Source organism: Paractinoplanes brasiliensis (genome assembly GCF_004362215.1).
Lineage (GTDB): Bacteria > Actinomycetota > Actinomycetes > Mycobacteriales > Micromonosporaceae > Actinoplanes > Actinoplanes brasiliensis.
On the sequence record NZ_SNWR01000002.1, the window covers coordinates 743,915 to 758,621 of the forward strand.

The 14,707-nt window shown below is 72.4% G+C and carries 14 protein-coding genes; 4 read left to right on the plus strand and 10 right to left on the minus strand.

Going from position 1 to position 14,707, the window contains the following annotated elements:
* Positions 1 to 51 precede the first annotated feature (51 nt).
* The 3 genes from C8E87_RS35435 to C8E87_RS35445 are packed head-to-tail and all read right to left on the minus strand — an operon-like array spanning position 52 to position 2,966.
* Positions 52 to 1,200 (minus strand): Kelch repeat-containing protein, encoded by a 1,149-nt coding sequence (locus C8E87_RS35435; protein WP_133877768.1) that lies wholly within the window; start codon positions 1,198 to 1,200, stop codon positions 52 to 54.
* A gap of 18 nt (positions 1,201 to 1,218) precedes the next feature.
* Positions 1,219 to 2,430 carry a hypothetical protein gene (locus C8E87_RS35440; protein ID WP_133877769.1) on the minus strand — a complete coding sequence of 404 codons (1,212 nt, stop codon included), beginning with the start codon at positions 2,428 to 2,430 and terminating at the stop codon, positions 1,219 to 1,221.
* 17 nt (positions 2,431 to 2,447) lie between these two features.
* Positions 2,448 to 2,966 (minus strand): SigE family RNA polymerase sigma factor, encoded by a 519-nt coding sequence (locus tag C8E87_RS35445; protein WP_133877770.1) that lies wholly within the window; start codon positions 2,964 to 2,966, stop codon positions 2,448 to 2,450.
* 120 nt (positions 2,967 to 3,086) lie between these two features.
* Here C8E87_RS35445 and C8E87_RS35450 point away from each other — a divergent pair, with 120 nt between their 5' ends.
* On the plus strand, positions 3,087 to 3,554 hold the full coding sequence (locus C8E87_RS35450) for a nucleoside deaminase (protein WP_133877771.1): 468 nt from the start codon (positions 3,087 to 3,089) through the stop codon (positions 3,552 to 3,554).
* A 32-nt stretch (positions 3,555 to 3,586) separates the two neighbouring features.
* Here C8E87_RS35450 and C8E87_RS35455 read toward each other — a convergent pair whose 3' ends face one another.
* Positions 3,587 to 3,955 (minus strand): VOC family protein, encoded by a 369-nt coding sequence (locus tag C8E87_RS35455; protein ID WP_133877772.1) that lies wholly within the window; start codon positions 3,953 to 3,955, stop codon positions 3,587 to 3,589.
* 62 nt (positions 3,956 to 4,017) lie between these two features.
* On the opposite strand from C8E87_RS35455, the gene C8E87_RS35460 reads away from it, so the two are divergent.
* Together C8E87_RS35460 and C8E87_RS35465 are read left to right on the plus strand one after the other, a co-directional pair.
* Positions 4,018 to 5,004, plus strand: a complete 987-nt coding sequence (locus C8E87_RS35460; RefSeq protein WP_133877773.1) for a helix-turn-helix transcriptional regulator — start codon at positions 4,018 to 4,020, stop codon at positions 5,002 to 5,004.
* Between the two features lie 134 nt (positions 5,005 to 5,138).
* A complete protein-coding gene (locus tag C8E87_RS35465) occupies positions 5,139 to 5,585 on the plus strand; it encodes an Hsp20/alpha crystallin family protein (protein WP_133877774.1) in 447 nt (148 codons plus the stop codon).
* A 131-nt stretch (positions 5,586 to 5,716) separates the two neighbouring features.
* Here the strand turns inward: C8E87_RS35465 and C8E87_RS35470 are convergent, their stop codons facing one another.
* From C8E87_RS35470 to C8E87_RS35490, 5 genes are read right to left on the minus strand one after another with little or no spacing between them, the layout of a single operon-like run.
* Complete coding sequence (locus tag C8E87_RS35470; RefSeq protein ID WP_133877775.1) at positions 5,717 to 6,670, minus strand: LLM class flavin-dependent oxidoreductase; 954 nt, start codon at positions 6,668 to 6,670, stop codon at positions 5,717 to 5,719.
* A complete protein-coding gene (locus C8E87_RS35475) occupies positions 6,667 to 7,920 on the minus strand; it encodes a threonine synthase (protein WP_203720817.1) in 1,254 nt (417 codons plus the stop codon). The genes C8E87_RS35470 and C8E87_RS35475 overlap by 4 nt, the downstream gene beginning before the upstream one ends.
* Positions 7,917 to 9,014 carry a M24 family metallopeptidase gene (locus C8E87_RS35480; protein ID WP_133877776.1) on the minus strand — a complete coding sequence of 366 codons (1,098 nt, stop codon included), beginning with the start codon at positions 9,012 to 9,014 and terminating at the stop codon, positions 7,917 to 7,919. The genes C8E87_RS35475 and C8E87_RS35480 overlap by 4 nt, the downstream gene beginning before the upstream one ends.
* Positions 9,011 to 10,012, minus strand: a complete 1,002-nt coding sequence (locus C8E87_RS35485) for an LLM class flavin-dependent oxidoreductase (protein ID WP_133877777.1) — start codon at positions 10,010 to 10,012, stop codon at positions 9,011 to 9,013. The genes C8E87_RS35480 and C8E87_RS35485 overlap by 4 nt, the downstream gene beginning before the upstream one ends.
* Positions 10,009 to 11,265, minus strand: a complete 1,257-nt coding sequence (locus C8E87_RS35490; RefSeq protein ID WP_133877778.1) for a cytosine permease — start codon at positions 11,263 to 11,265, stop codon at positions 10,009 to 10,011. Before C8E87_RS35490 ends, C8E87_RS35485 begins: the two co-directional genes overlap by 4 nt.
* A 174-nt stretch (positions 11,266 to 11,439) precedes the next feature.
* On the opposite strand from C8E87_RS35490, the gene C8E87_RS35495 reads away from it, so the two are divergent.
* Entirely contained in the window at positions 11,440 to 12,546 is a 1,107-nt protein-coding gene (locus C8E87_RS35495) for a PucR family transcriptional regulator (RefSeq protein WP_133877779.1), read from the plus strand.
* Here the strand turns inward: C8E87_RS35495 and C8E87_RS35500 are convergent, their stop codons facing one another.
* Positions 12,547 to 14,679 carry an MMPL family transporter gene (locus C8E87_RS35500; RefSeq protein WP_239080440.1) on the minus strand — a complete coding sequence of 711 codons (2,133 nt, stop codon included), beginning with the start codon at positions 14,677 to 14,679 and terminating at the stop codon, positions 12,547 to 12,549.
* Positions 14,680 to 14,707 lie beyond the last annotated feature (28 nt).

Genomic DNA, 14,707 nt, shown 5'->3' on the forward strand with positions numbered 1-14,707 from the left:
TGTATGACACTACGCTCAAGCACCGAATCGTGGGGCCGCCTGGCCTGACCGTCAACGCCCCGGGGTCCAGATCCAGGTGTCGTCGAGCAGCGTGCCGCCGTCGTCCTTGTCCCATCGGGCGCCGCCGAAGATCACCATCGCCGCGCCGGCCGCCACGACTGTCCGGCCGGTGACGTTTCGGGGTGACGGGTCGCCGGGGCGCTCCCATGTGTTCGTCACGGTGTCGAGCACGGCGTCGGCGGGCCCGGGATAGAGCGCGGCTGTGCCGGTGCGAGCCCCGCCGCCCAGCGCTTCGGCCTCCAGCGAGTGACCGCCCGGCGGGTCGGGCAACGGTGACCAGGCCCCGGTGGCCGGGTCGACGATGCCGCCGTTCGGATAGCTGCGGCCCCAGTTGCCGACCTGCCCGCCGTCCGCGCCGCCCAGGGTGGGGTTGACGAGTTCGTCCCCGGTGGCCAGCCACGGGCCAGTGCGGAGCATCGGCAGATCGGGCAGCCGCCGCCACGACCGGCTGTCCAGGTCCAGCAGCGCGGCCCGGGTCAGGGACGGACCGTCCGCGCCGGGGTTGGGAACCAGTTCGTGTTCGAAGAGCGCCAGTTCGCTTCCGGTCCACGCCATCGACCGATCGAAGGCCGGTCCCAGCGGATCCGCGGGCAGGGTCGTCCACGTGCCGGTGCCGGGGTCGAGCAGGAAGTCGTCGCCCGGCCCGGCCTCGTCGGTTCCCCCGTACGCGACCAGGCCGTTCCCGGCGGCGACGAGCTGGAAGCCGCGAGCCGGGTCGAACGGGGTGGGCAGCCGGCTCCACGCGTCCCGGTCGACGCGGTAGACGAGCAGTTCGCGCCGGGACCCGTACGGGAGGACGAAGGCGGTGGAACCGAGCACCACGCCCTGCGCCCCGAGCGTCGGGACCGGGGGAGCGGCGATCGTGCGCCAGCCGTTCGTGCCGGGATCGAGCGCGGCCGCGTCGGTGAGCGGCGTCGGGTCGGTCGCACAGCTCGCGTTGGGCGGGCACGGGGGACCGCCGGCGCCGCCGATCAGCAGCACTTCGCGCCCGGTCCACAACCCGAGCGCCTGCTCCCTCGGGCCGAGAGGGCCGGCGGACACCTGCCGCCAGCCCTCCCGTCTTGCCTCCTGCTCGCTGCTCCCCGTGGCGCACGCCCCCAGCAGCAGAACCCCGCTCAACGCCCCCGCGACCAGTCTCATGAGGGCTTCGACGGTCCGTCAGGCCTCGCAGTTCCACACCAGCGGGCGGTTGGCGACATCCTCGTCGCTCATGTCGGTCGTGTAGCCGCCGGCCACCTTGCCGTCGGCGCTGAACGCGCTCACCACGTACTCGCGCATGCCCTGGTAGCGCGGCAGCGGGACCACCTTGTCGCCGACGGCGATGACCGCGTCGTTGATGCCTTTCGTGCCGAGCGCCCAGCCGTTGGCGGCGCCGAGCACCGGCGTGCCGAGGTCACCGCCGGGCAGCCGCTCGAACGCGCCGGTGGCGATCGTGTACCGGAAAGGGGCGGAGGGGCGGACCGTGCCGTCCTTCAGGTCGCCCACCGTGCGCCCGTAGACCACGCCCTCGATGATCGACTCGGGCCAGAAGAAGGCGGCCTTCTTGCCGTCGACGGTGGGCGGGCTCAGCAGCCGGCCGGTGCCGTCGGGCAGCCAGAGGTAGCCGTGGCCCTCACCGGCCTTGCGATAGATCCGCCCGGCGATCGTGCCGTCCTCGTCGATCTCGGTCGCGTCGCCGCCGATGTACCCGGCCGGGAGCGGAAGCTCCTCCGGGCTCGCCTTGTCCGACGCCCACCGGGCCGGTTTCCCGCCGAAGTGCGGCTCCGCCAGGGTGCCGGCGATGACCCCGGCGTCGTTGATCGCGACCGCGACGGCCCTGCCACCGGCCAGCCTGGTGCCACCCGCCCGGGAGCTGTACGCCGACTGCCGGCCCTTGGCGTCGTTGCTGTAGCCCACGGCCAGCCCGGAGGAGTTGATGTCGTCCCACGACGCGTCCGCGCCCGGCATCGGCGGCGCCGGCAGCAACTTGCCGTCCTTCCACAGCACCGTTTCCACCCCGCCCGGGGGATAGACGCGCCCGGCCAGGTATCGCCCGGTCGGGTCACCCGCGGTGACCAGAGCCTTGCTGATCCCGCGGGACGGCAGCAGGGTGACCCGGCAGTTCTTCGGCACGGGGGTGGGCGCCGCCGCGACCGTCGTGGGTGTCACCACCGGTGGCTGCGGCGCGTCCTGCATCGCCGCCACGGCCATCGTGCCCCCGCCGGCCGCGACCGCTGTCACCGCCACCACGGCCACCCCGCCCGACCAGTGGCGCGCCCGCCGGCGCCGGCGGCCCTCGTGCATCGTCCGCGCCACGTCGACGGTCGACGGCGCGAGCGGCTCGTCCGCCATCGTCCGCAGGATCCGCACCGCGCGATCGTCCTCGGTCATAGTTCTCTTCTCCTCGGTCATGGCCTGTCCTGCGCGGCGGTGATCTCGGGCATCTTCTCGTCGAAGATCTGACGGAGCCGGTCCAGCGCGTGCGCCGACTGGCTTTTCACGGTGCCCTCGGAGCAGCCCAGGATCAGAGCCACCTCCTTGACGGGCTGGTCGCACAGATAGCGCAGCACCACGACGGCGCGTTGCCGCGGTGGCAGATCCATCAGGGCCTGCCGCACCACCGATCGGTCCTCGGCTGGTGGTGGCGCGGCCGGGGTCCGCTCGGGCAGCCAGTCGAGCAGCGCGACCTTCCACCACCCGCGGCGGCGGTCGTCGAGGAAGACCCGGACCAGCATCGTGTTGACGTACGCGTCGAGGTTCTCCACATGGCTGATCCGCGGCCAGCGCGTGTAGAGCTTGGTCAGCGTCTCCTGCACGATGTCGTCGGCCGCGTGCGAGTCACCGCAGAGCAGATGGGCCGCTCGTCGCATTCCGCCGACCCGGCCGCGCACGAAGGCCAGATATTCGCTGTCGGTTCTTCTCGGCATCCGCCGTCCCGCCCCCTGTCACCGTCACTGTGTATCCGACGCGGATCGGCGCACGTTCGGTTGGGTCGCGGGGCCGAGTATTTTCGCGAGCCGGATCCGGGGCTGGTGAATGATGGTGCCATGACGACGGAACACTTGCGGCGATGTGTGGAGCTGGCGGCCGAGGCCCTGGCGGCGGGCGACCACCCGTTCGGCTCGGTGCTCGCCGGGCCGGACGGGACGGTGCTCGCGGAGGACCGTAACCGCGAGAACACCGACGCCGACCCGACCGCGCACCCGGAGCTGCGGCTCGCCCGGTGGGCCGTCGCCAACGTTCCGGCCGATCAGCGGGCCGGGTGCACGGTCTACACGTCGGGGGAGCACTGCCCGATGTGTGCGGCCGCGCACGGGTGGGCCGGCCTGGGGCCGATCGTCTACGCCGCGTCGGCCGCCCAGCTGTCGGCCTGGCGTACGGGATGGGGGTTGCCCTCGTCGCCGGTGGCCGTTCTGCCCGTCACGACGGTCGTGCCCGGCCTGTCCGTGACCGGCCCGGTCCTGCCGTTCGACGACGAGATGCGGGTGCTGCACCAGCAGGCCGCCGAGCGCTGAGCGGACGGCGGCCGGATGTCGCCGTGGCGCTGTCAGCCCGCGACCGGTGGCGTGAAGAGGTTGACCAGGTTGCCGTCCGGGTCGCGCACCACCAGCGAGCGGTTGCCCCACGGCATGGTGGCCGGTTCCAGTACGACGTCCGTGAGGTCCTCGCGCAGCCGGGCGAACTCGGCGTCCACGTCGTCCACCTGGAACTCGACGATCGCCGGTCCGGCGGGGAGGGCGGCCGTGTCCAGGAACGGCATCGTGGCGGTGGCGCCGATGGCCAGCGTCGCGCCGGGCGTGGCGATCTGGGCGAACACCGGGGCCGGGCGCTGGGCGGTGACGCCGGTGATCAACTCGTAGAAGGCGGTCAGGCGGTCGACGTCCGTGGTGAGGAGCCGGATCGAGGTGAGGTTCATGCGGCCACGCTAGAAGCAATACCGGGCACCTTCCGCCCGGATTTTCCGGGATGATCGAAGACATGTCCCGCCCGACCGCCCGCGTGCTGCAGCTGCTGGAGATCCTGCAGAACGGCGGCACCCGCACCGCCGCCGAGCTCGCCACCCGTCTCGGCGTGGACGAACGGACCGTACGCCGGTACGTCGAGCACCTGCTCGACCTCGAGGTGCCGGTCGAGACGGTCCGTGGCCGGTACGGCGGCTTCCGCCTGGCCCCCGGGTTCCGGATGCCGCCGCTGATGCTGACCGACGAGGAGGCCCTGGCCGTGCTGCTGGGCCTGGTGAACGCCGGCGCCCGGACAGCGGAAGAAGCCGGGGAGGCCGGGGGAGCCGCCGACAGCGCCGCCGCCAAGGTGCGCCGGGTCCTGCCGAAGGCGCTCAAGGCCCGCATGGAGGCGCTGTTCGAGACGGCCGAGTTCGCCACCCCCGGCCCCGCACCCGTGAATCCTGAGGCGTCGGTGCTGCTCAGCCTGGCCGAGGCGGCCCGCGAGCGGCGAGCCGTCGTGATCCGCTACACCAACCGGCTCGACCGGGCCGGCGAGAGGACCCTTTGCCCGTACGGGATCGTCGCGCACCGCGGCCGCTGGTACGTCACCGGCCACGACGGGCGGTCGGGGCAGGTGCGTACGTTCCGGCTCGACCGGGTCGCGCGGGTCAGCCCGGCCGCGGAGCCGTTCGTCGTGCCCCGCGGCTTCGACCCCGCCGCCACCGTGCTCGCGGGACTGGCCGGCACGCCCTGGCGGCACGAGGTTGTCGTACGGGTCCGGTGCTCGGCCCAGGTTGTCCGGGCCCGGCTCCCGCAGAGGCTGGCCACCGTCGAGCCCGATCCGGAGGACGGCTGGGTGGTGGTCCGGTTCCGGGCCGAACGGCTGGACTGGGTGCCCGGCGTCCTCGGCGGCCTCGGGTTGCCGTTCACCGTGCGTGAACCCGCCGAGCTCCGTGACCTCGTACGGGAATGGGCCCGGAATTTTTCCGCCGAGGAGTTGGCACTCGGCGAGCAGGAGTGCTAAAAAAGTCTTAGTCGCTGCTGGTCACCGCGGTGATGCACCTCGGACGATCAGACGACACCTCGGCAGAATTGATCTTTAGCCGAGCGCCACGCGTCCGCCGGACAGGCCGGCGGGCGGGTCCCGAGGAGGTGTTCGTGGTGCTGACTTTCGATCCTTTCCGTGACTTCGACCGGCTCGCCGAGCAGATGCTCGGTTCCGCGGCCGGCCCCGCGACGATGGCCATGCCGATCGACCTCTACCGGTCCGGCGACCACTTCGTGCTGCATTGCGACCTGGCCGGCGTCGACCCCGGCTCGGTGCAGGTCGACGTGGACAACCGAGTGCTGACCATCCGTGCCGAGAGGTCCCCGCGCGCCGACGACGACCTGCAATGGGTCCGCCGTGAGCGCCCGACCGGCACGTTCGAGCGACGGCTCACCCTGGGCGACGGCGTCGACGTGTCCGACATCTCCGCCACGTGGCAGGACGGCGTGCTCACGCTGACACTGCCGGTGGCCGCGGCGGCCAAGCCGCGCCGCATCCCGATCACCGTGGCCGGCGAGCGCCCCGCCGTCGAGTCCACCGTCACCGAGGACGCCTGATCCTCCCCGGGCGGCCGGGCGGGAAGTCAGGCCCCGCCCGGCCGTTGATCGGCCTGCGCCTCTCGCCCACAACACCGGCGCCCGCTCGCTCCACGAGCAGCTCGGCTTCCTCGAGACCGGCCGCAACATGGTCAAGGAGCTCGGGTAGCCAGGGCGGCGGCCAGGGTCTCCTCCGGATCGACGGCCGGGTCGTCGCGGATCACGGCGACGTCGAGACCGGCCTGCGCGAGCCGGGACAGCCCGCGCGTGACCCCCGCGGCGTCACCGGCCACCGCCACCTCGTCGAGCAGCTCGTCGCCGACCAGGTCGGCCCGGGGTGTGCCGGCCAACCAGCCCGCGCGGAACTCCGCTGCCAGCTCGGGCGGCACCCCCGCCGTACGGGTGATCAGGTGGTCGCCGTGCACGCCGAGGAACCGGGCCACCATCGGCCGCAGCCGCTCGCGCGCCTTCGCCGGGTCGTCGTCGAGGGCGATCCCCACGTACGCGGACAGCTCCGGCCCGGCGCCCACCCGCGAACGCACCCAGCGGACATACCCCGGCCCGGCCAGGATCGACAGCAGCAACCCGTCGGCCACCGCGCCGCCCCGGGTGATCGCCCGCGGCCCCTTCACGCCGAGCACGATCGGCGGGTCCGGCCGCGCCGGCGGGAACGACAGCCGGGTGTCCACCGTGAAGAACTCGCCCCGGAAAGTCACCGGCGCGCCGGTCAGCAGCTGCCGGATCAGGCCGGTCGCCTCGAGGGTGCGCGCCAGGGGACGGTCGAACGGGATCCCCATCCGGTCGCTCATCCAGTGCGGATTGCTGGCGCCCAGCCCGAGCGCCGCCCGGCCGCCGCTCAGCTCGTCGAGGGTCGCGAACTCCATGGCCGTCAGCGCCGGGTGCCGGGTCCACGGGTTCACCACGCCCAAACCCACACGGACCTTGCCCGTACCGGCGGCGACCGCCCCGGCCAGCGCGAACGCTCCCCGCTCGAAGTAGTCCTCGGTGAGCCACACGTCGTCGAACCCGGCCCGCTCGGCGGCCACCGCGGCACGCACCGCGCCGGCCGAGTCGCGCTGTCCCGAGATCGAGAAGGCCAGCCTCATCGCAGCACCTTGTCCAGCGCCACGATCGTCGGTTCGATCACCGGGACCTCGCCGAGCCGGGCCGCTGTCGCCCCGACGTCCTTGAGGCCGGTCGAGGTGCCGATGACCACCGCGGTCTCGCCGGGCCCGAGCCCCGCCCTGCGCAGCGCGACCACCGCGGTCACGCTCGACGCCTCCAGGTACAGCCCGGACCCGCCGGCCAGGGCCAGCTGCGCGTCCATGATCTCGTCGTTGTCCGGGGTCGCGACGGCCGCGCCGTTGCTGCCGCGCAGGGCGGCCAGGCTCTGCTGCGTGCCGAACGGCGACGCGGTCGAGAACGCCACCGACGGGCCGACCGGCACAGGACCCGCGGTGTCGGCGCCGGTGGCCAGGGCCCGCGCGAGAGGCCCGAACGGCTCGGCCGCGATCAACCGGGGCACCCGCGCGATGATCCCGAGGGCGGCCAGGTCGGCGAACCCACGCGCGATGCCGGCCAGCCCGTCGCCGTACGCGACCGGCACCACCACGGCGTCGGGCGGCGCCGGCAGCTGCTCGACCAGCTCGTACGCGATGGTCTTGTACCCGTCGACCCCGTACGGGTGGGAGCCGGCGGGCGGGTCCGCGTAGCCCGACATCGCCATCCAGCCGCGGGCCCGCACCAGCTCACCCATCAGGTGCCAGCGATCGGCCGGCGTGGGCAGAGCAACAACCTCGGCCCCGTACGCCTGCATGAGGGTCTTCATCGTGGCCGGCACCGACGCCAGCGTCAGCACGACGCAGCGCAACCCGGCCCGCGCGGCGTACGCGGCCACGGCCGCCCCGTGGTTGCCCGTGCTCGCCACCACGACCGTTTCCGCGCCCAGCTCGACCGCCTTGGTCGTCGCCACCGCGGCCAGCCTGTCCTTGTAGGACCAGGTCGGGTTGCGGCTCTCGTCCTTGACCCAGACACCCCGTAGCCCGATGCTGTCGGCCAGCCGGGGGAGCTCGACCACCGGCGTGCCGCCCTCACCGAGGCTGACCGGCGTGACGTCGTCCGAGATCGGCAGCAGCGCCCGGTAGCGGAACAGGCCCGGCTGCCCGTCCACCAGCGGCAGCGTCGCCCGCCCGCGAGACCAACCCGGCCGCACACCCGGCAGGACGTTGATGTCGTATTGCGGCAAGACGTTCGCGCCGACGCAGGCCGGGCACCCCGCCCCGATCAACTCCAGCGCCGGTTCGGGATGGACCGCGCCGCAGCGGACACAGACCAGATTCCCCGTGTACGCGCTCACGCCGGCACCACCAGCAGCTCCCGCTCGCCGGAGCACAGCATCTCGTACCCGTCCTCGGTGATCACCACGGTGTCCTCGATCATCATGCCGCCCCAGCCCAGCTCGTAGTAGGGCGTCTCGAAGCAGAACGTCATCCCGGCCCGCAGCGGCGTCGTCCCGCCCGGCGCGAGGATCGGCGGCTCGTAGATCGACAGCCCGATGCCGTGCCCGCAGTGCTGCCGCCGATACCGGGGCACCCGCGCCGCGGTGGCCTCCAGGCCGAGCCGGAACATCTCCTCGGCCGTGATCCCGGGCCGGGCCGCGTCAAGCTGCGCCTGCTCGCCCGCGTGCACGGCGGCGTAGACCCGGCGCTGCCGCTCGTCCGGCTCGCCCAGCACGGCCGTACGCCCGATGTCGGACCAGTAACCGTCGATCACGCACCCGACGTCGAACCGTGCGATCTCACCCGGCTGCCACGCCCGGTCGCCGGGCACGACGTCGGCCAGGGCGCTGCGTTCGCCGACGCTCGCGACGACGAACCGCGGGTCGGCCCCGCCCTCGGCCATCGTGGCCGCGACGACCGCCGCGAGCTCGCGCTCGGTGATGCCGGGCCGCGCCGCCCCCAGGGCCTTGCCCACCGCGTCCTCACACAGCCGGGCAGCCCGCCGCAGCAACGCGACCTCAGCCGGCAGCTTGATCATGCGGGCCTCGGCGGCGACGTCGGTCTCCGGCTCGCGCACCACCCGCATGCCCGGCGGCAGTTGACCCAGCGCGGCCCGCAGCGCGCTCTCCAGGTCGGTGTGCCGGTCAGCCATCCGGGTCAGTTCCTCGTCCGGCCCCTCGACATAGAACCGCCCGAACGGCACGAGCCGGTCGGCCGGGATCCCGGCCGCGGCGGCCGCGGGGGCGTCGGCGGCGGTGCAGACGAGCCACAGGTCGTCGCCGGTGACGACAGCGGCCATGCGGTGCGAGCGGAACACCTGACCGGGCATGCTGCGGTAGCCGGTGGCGTACAGGACGCTCTCGGGCTCGGTCAGCACGATCGCGTCGAACGGCGCGCCGGCCAGTCCCTTGCGCAGCCGGGCCAGCCGCTCCCGCGTGAGATCACCCGTCATCGCGCGATCACCTCCTGCCCGAACTGGGCCATCATGTCGATCGTCTCGTCCACCGAGTCCGCCGCGAACAGCAACGCGGCCATCGTGTTGACCCCGGCCGCCTCGTACCGGGAGATCTGCTCGGCGATGTCCTGCGGGGTGCCGATCAGGTTGCGGGTGAGGAGGTCGTCGACGCCCTGGTCCTTCAGCGTCGTCTTGGAGAGCGACACCAGGTGGTGGAAGAGCTGCGACGACTCGAACCGCCGCCACGCCTGCTCGCGGGTCGGCGCCACGCTGACGCACACCTGCAACGCCACCTCGAAGCGGTCGTCGAGCGTACGGCCGTGCTGTTCCGCCTCTGCCTTGATCTTGCGCAGGCCGTCGGCCGCCTCGGCGGGGGAGAGGCACGCGGGCAGCCACCCGTCGCCCAGGCGCGCCGCCCGGGACCGGCTGCCGGGGGAATTGCCGCCCGACAGGATCGGCAGTCGATCCTGTACGGGTTTCGGGTAGCTCTCCACGTCGTCGAACCTCACCCACTTCCCCTCGTACGTGGCCCGCCGCTCGGTGAACAGCGCCCGCAGACCGGCGATCGCCTCCTCGGCGTGCTCGCCGCGGTGCAGCGGCACGCCCGGCGACATCGCCTGGAACTCCTCCCGGTAGGCCCCGATACCGACCCCCAGCACCGCCCGGCCGTGCGACAAGTGGTCGAGCGTCGCCACCTGCTTGGCCGCCACCACGGGATTGCGGAACGGCAGCACCATGATCGCGGTGGCCAGCCGGACCCGCTCGGTCACCGCGGCCACGTAGCTGAAGTACGCGAACGGGTCGTAGTAGCGGGGCGGCGTGTCGAAGCTGTCCCGCACGTACCGCTGGGTGGTGACGTGGTCGTTGCCCCACACCGACTCGAACCCGAACTCCTCGGCCTTCACCGCGAGCGCGACGGCCTGGTCGATGCCCGCGTACGGGACGGCGTACATCAGCCCCTCGGTTCCGGTGGGCACTCCGAGTCCGTATCTCATGCGCCGGCCTTTGCCTTCCTGAGCCCGAGCCCGGCCGCGGCGTAGAGCACGAACCCGGCGACCAGGCCCTCGATCGCGTTGACCAGCAGGAAGTCGCCGTAGTAGGCGAGCAGCGCGGCCGCGATCCAGCAGATCAGGGACTCCCACCGTACGGCGGGCAGGTTGCGCAACGCCTCGGCCGCGTTGCGCTGCACGACCCAGAAGTGGGCGATCAGCAGGCCCGCGAACGGCGGCACGACCACGCCGATGACGGTGAGGAACTTGCCGAACTGGTCGGCCACGCCCAGGAACGCGATGGCCACCGCGATCACCACTGCCACGACCGTCCAGACCGGCTTCTTCAGCTTGAGCTTGAGCAGGTTGGAGGCCGACGTGAAGGCCAGCGAGGCCGAGTAGATGTTGTTGTCGGCCGTGTTCCACAGCGCCAGGAACAGCAGGACCGCGGCCGGGGCGAGCAGGCCCAGGCCCTGCATGACGACCACGAAGTTGCTGTTGCCGACCTTCATGGCCGACACGGTGGCGATGACCTCGAAGATGCCGACGCCGACGACGAAGCTCAGCACGCACGAGATGACCACGTCGCGGGCCTTGAGCGCGTACCGCTGGACGTCGGAGACCAGCGCCGCGCCGGTGACCCAGGTGGCGATGACCGAGCTGACCGCGGCCGAGAAGCCGATCGCGGCGACCGGGCTCGCGTCGAACACCTCCGCGAAACCGCCGTCCAGCGTGCCGATCCGGAACAGCGCGAACAGGCCGATCGCCACCTGCACCGGCACCGCGACCATCGAGAACGTGTGCAGGCCCTTGAAGCCGAAGATCGCGGTGGTCAGGATGGCGACGGCGAAGACCAGCACGAACACCGACGCCGGGATCGCCGGGATCAGCTTGTTGACCGCGCCGCCCCAGGTGTCCATCAGGACGCCGATGAAGCCCATGGCCACGATGCCGAGCACGATCGAGACGAGCACCGAGCCGGCCCGGCCGAACACCGCCCGCGACGCGAGATAGCTGGTCAGGCCGGTGCGGAAGCCGATGATGCCGATCAGCGACGCGACCACGGCCAGCACGACGTTGCCCAGCCCGATGGCCAGCATGCCCTCGCCGAAGGTGGTGCCGGCGCCGATGACGCCGCCGACCAGGAAGCTGCTGACGCTGATGTTCCAGCCGACCTGCACCACGATCAGCTGCAGCAGCGGGCGGCGCCGGGCGGCCGGGACCGGCTCCAGCGCGTGGTCGTCCATCGTCGCGGGCAAGATCTTCCTCGGCGGCGCCGGCCGTTCGTTCGTCGGTCGTCATCCTGCCCTCCTCGTTTGGCGATTCCTCACATAGTCTTGAACCGGCTTCGTGGAGGCTATCCAGGCAGACTGGAAGAACGGCGGGTAGTTCTTGTGGACATCCCACAACGAGCACACCTTCTTCTCAGCCGTGTGACCGATTTGGCGCAAGTGCTGGTCTCCGATGTTTGGCGGCAGTTACCGGGCTATGACGAGGACCGCATGGACCTGGCCGACCTGGCCGGCGCGATCACGCCCAACATCCGTACGCTGCTGTGCTGCGTGGCCGAGCACCGCCGGCCGGCCGGTCCCGAGCTGATCACCGCGGCCGCCCTGGGCGAACGCCGCGCCATCCAGGGCGTGCCGATCGAGGCCGTGGTGACGTCGTGGCACAGGGCCGAGCGTGAGGTCTTCTCGTGGCTGGCGACCGTGGACGCGCCGCTGACCCCCGACGAGCACCGCCAGGTCACCCGCGATCTCGCCGCCGCCGTCGACCTGATGACCTCGACGTCGACCGAGGCCTACCGCCGGGCCCGTACGGAGGTGGCCGCGCACCTCGAGCAGATGGCGACCGACCTGGTGTCCCGGCTGACCGGCGGCGAGCTGCTCGACCCGCAGGTCATCGAGGAGCGGGCCAAACTGATCGGTGTGGCCGTGCAGGGCGAGCACAGAGCCTTGGCCGTACGGGGGTCCCAGTTGCTGCCGCGGGCCCAGCGCCTGGTCCTCGACGCGCTGCGCCCGATGCTGCACAGCCGCACAGTGGTCGGCACCCGCGACGACGTGGCGGTGATCGTCACGCCCGAGGTGCCCGGCCTGATCGCGGCCCTGACCCGGGTCGCCCGCAGCCCCGGCCTGCTCATCGGCGCGGGCCTGCCCCGTCCCCGCTTCGGCGAGGTGGCCGGCTCCTGCCGTGAGGCGATGGCCGCGGCCGAGGCCGGTCGCCGCGCCGGCACGACGGGGGTGGTCGAGTTCGCGGCCGTCGCCGCCGACGTGCTGCTGCTGGAGAACCCGCTCGACGCCCGGCAGGTGGTGCGCAGCGCCCTCGGCCCCCTGCTGGGCAAGCCACCGCTGGTCGAAACCTTGCGCGTCTACCTGCACAGCGGCCTGTCGACCCGGGCCACCGCGGCCGCCTTACGCCTGCACGAGAACACGGTGACCTATCGCCTGCGCCAGATCACCGACGCGTTGGGCGTCGACTCCCCGGCCGCCCTGGTGCGGGCCGACATCCTGATGGCCCTGCGTTACCGGGAGCTCTCCTGATCAGGGCCCCCAGCCGGGCGCCGGGCCGGCGGGCGTCCGCTGCAGCCGGCGTGGCCCCCACCAGGCCTTCTCGCCGAGCAGGCGCATCACCGCCGGGACGATCAGGCAGCGGATGACCAGGGCGTCGAGCAGGACGGCGGTGGCCATGCCGAGGCCCATCATCTGCAGCATGCGGTCGGGGCTCAGCACGAACGCGCCGAACACCACGATCATGATGGCGGCCGCCGCCGTGATGACGCTGCCGGTGGTGGCCAGACCCTCCCGTACGGCGTGGCCGGCGTCCCGCGTACGGGTCCACTCCTCGTGCATGCGGGAGACCAGGAAGACCTCGTAGTCCATCGACAGGCCGAACACCACGGCAAAGATGATCACCGGTACGAAGGCCTCGATCGGACCCGGTTCGGCCCACAGCCAGCCGTTCTGGAAGACCAGCACCATCACGCCGAGCGAGGCGCCGATCGAGAGCAGGTTGAGGATCGCCGCCTTGATCGCGATCGCCACCGAGCGGAACACCAGCAGGAGCAGCAGCGCCGACAAACCGACCACGGCCCCGATGAACAGCGGGAACCGCTTGTCCACGGCAGAAGCGAAGTCGACAGTGGCCGCGGTCGGGCCGCCGACCAGCACCCCGTCGGGCAGGTCGTCGCGCAGCTTCTCGACCAGGTCGGCCGTCTCGGAGTCCTGCGGCGCCGTGGCCGGGAACGCCAGGCTGGTCAGGAGCTGCCCGTCGGGCGAGGGCTGCGGGGCAGTGGCGCCGGCGACACCGGCGTAACCGCGCAGGACCCCGTACGCGGTCTGCGCCTTCTGCTCGTCACCGCCGAGTGTCACGACGACCAGCGGGCCGTTGGCGCCGGGCCCGAACGACGACGCGATCAGGTCGTACGCCTGCCGGGTGGTGCTGGACGGCGCGTCGTTGCCCTCGTCGGCGAGCCCGAGCCGCATGCCGAGCGCCGGCGCGCACAGGACGGCGAGGACGGCCACCGCGATCAGCAGCGCGGGCACGGGCCGACGCTGCACGAGGCCGGCCCAGGAACGCCAGCGACGCCCGGGAACCCGTCCGCGGCGCTCGTTGCGGGCGGCGTGCTTGCGGATGCTGCGTTCCAGCCGCCGGCCGAAGATGGTGAGCAGCGACGGCAGCAGGGTGAGCGAGGCCAGCATCGTCATGAGCACGGTCAGCGTGACGCTGAGCGCGACGCCCTCGAGCGAGCCCAGCCCGAGCGTGTACAGACCGAGCAGCGCGATCACCACGGTGGCCCCGGCGAACAGCACCGAACGGCCGGCGGTGTCCAGGGCGATCCGCCCGGCCACCTCGCGGGTGACGCCGCCCAGCAACTCCGAGCGATAGCGCGCGAAAACCAGCAGCGCGTAGTCGATGCCGACGCCCAGCCCGACGAGGATCAGCATCGGCGCCGTGTAGTCGGGGATCGTCATCACGTGCGACGCCAGCGCGACCAGGCCGAACGTGGTTCCCACGGCGAAGACCGCGGTGATCAGGGGCAGCGAGGCGGCCAGCAGCGAGCCGAACAGGAACAGCAGGATGATCAGCGCGGCGAGCATTCCAGCGCCCTCGCTCGCGCCGCCGCCCGACTCCTGGACCTCGCGGATGGCGTCGCCCGACAACTCCACGCGTAAACCGTCATGGTCGTGGGCGAGCGCGGTGTCGAGAATCGCGCGCTTGTCCTCGGCCGGGATGTAGCCCGCGGCGTCGTCGAGCACCACGGTGGCTAGCCCGACCGTGCCGTCGGGCGAGACTCCCCCCGTACGAGGGTCAGGTGGTTGAACGGCGGCCACGTGCGCGAGCCCGCGCAGGTCGGCGAGCAGCGCGTCGATGCGGGCCGACTGGGCCTCGACACCGTCGGCGGACTGCACGACCACGGTGATGCTGTCGCCCCGCTGCTGCGGGTTGTGTTTCGCGTACGCGTCCAGCAGTTGCCCGGACTCGGTGCCGGGCAGCGAGAAGTCGTTGCGGTAGTCGCTGCCCGCCGCGGCGGACCCGCCGATGATCGCGGCGAGCGCGACCACCCACAGCGCGATGGCGGCCCAGTGGTGGCGTTGTGACCAGCCCGCGAGCCGGGTCATCCGGGTGTGGCGCTCCCCGCGCGGCGCGGCAGGCGGTGACTCGGTGGTGGTCAACGGAAGGCTCCCTACATATCGTCTGCCT

Coding starts and splice junctions, on each gene's coding strand:
- C8E87_RS35435 (WP_133877768.1), bottom strand. CDS start 1,200: ATGAGACTGGTCGCGGGGGCGTTGAGCGGGGTTCTGCTGCTGGGGGCG.
- C8E87_RS35440 (WP_133877769.1), bottom strand. CDS start 2,430: ATGACCGAGGACGATCGCGCGGTGCGGATCCTGCGGACGATGGCGGAC.
- C8E87_RS35445 (WP_133877770.1), bottom strand. CDS start 2,966: ATGCCGAGAAGAACCGACAGCGAATATCTGGCCTTCGTGCGCGGCCGG.
- C8E87_RS35450 (WP_133877771.1), top strand. CDS start 3,087: ATGACGACGGAACACTTGCGGCGATGTGTGGAGCTGGCGGCCGAGGCC.
- C8E87_RS35455 (WP_133877772.1), bottom strand. CDS start 3,955: ATGAACCTCACCTCGATCCGGCTCCTCACCACGGACGTCGACCGCCTG.
- C8E87_RS35460 (WP_133877773.1), top strand. CDS start 4,018: ATGTCCCGCCCGACCGCCCGCGTGCTGCAGCTGCTGGAGATCCTGCAG.
- C8E87_RS35470 (WP_133877775.1), bottom strand. CDS start 6,670: ATGAGGCTGGCCTTCTCGATCTCGGGACAGCGCGACTCGGCCGGCGCG.
- C8E87_RS35480 (WP_133877776.1), bottom strand. CDS start 9,014: ATGACGGGTGATCTCACGCGGGAGCGGCTGGCCCGGCTGCGCAAGGGA.
- C8E87_RS35485 (WP_133877777.1), bottom strand. CDS start 10,012: ATGAGATACGGACTCGGAGTGCCCACCGGAACCGAGGGGCTGATGTAC.